This is a genomic window from Streptomyces sp. SID3343 (genome assembly GCF_009865215.1).
Taxonomy (GTDB): Bacteria; Actinomycetota; Actinomycetes; order Streptomycetales; family Streptomycetaceae; genus Embleya.
The window spans coordinates 1-376 of the sequence record NZ_WWJX01001320.1 but is presented as its reverse complement, the minus strand read 5'-3'; the positions used below and the strand labels follow the sequence as shown (position 1 = coordinate 376).

Sequence of the window (376 nt, the reverse complement as noted above, 5' to 3'; positions counted from 1 at the left end):
GCGGTGAAGCGGTCGGTGAAGCGGGCGCAGTTGAACCGCGCGAAGTTCTGGAACGAGAAACTCGCCGCCGCGCAGAGTCCGGAGGAGCGGGCGACGGTGTGGTTGAACCTCGCTCGCTCGGTCGCGGCGCGTGCGGAGCGCGACGGCGATACGTCGGTGTGGGACGCGCTGGCCGAGACGGCCCAGGAATTCCACAACCGTCACGGTAAGTGACTTCATTCTTCTTCACTTCACCCGGAAAACCCTCCGGGGCGGGGCCCTGACGTGTGTGCGCATGCGCACCCGCGAGGGTGCCCTCCCCGGTCACCGTCTGTCAACCCAGAAAGGGGGCCGAAATGGCCGACGAAGAGGGGCCCGAGGGGCCCGAGGATGCCCC

1 pseudogene is annotated in these 376 nt (G+C 68.1%); it reads left to right on the top strand.

The annotated features are described in order from the left end of the window. Nucleotides 1-213, top strand: a pseudogene (locus tag GT354_RS41745) (hypothetical protein); the annotation flags it as partial. Nucleotides 214-376 lie beyond the last annotated feature (163 nt).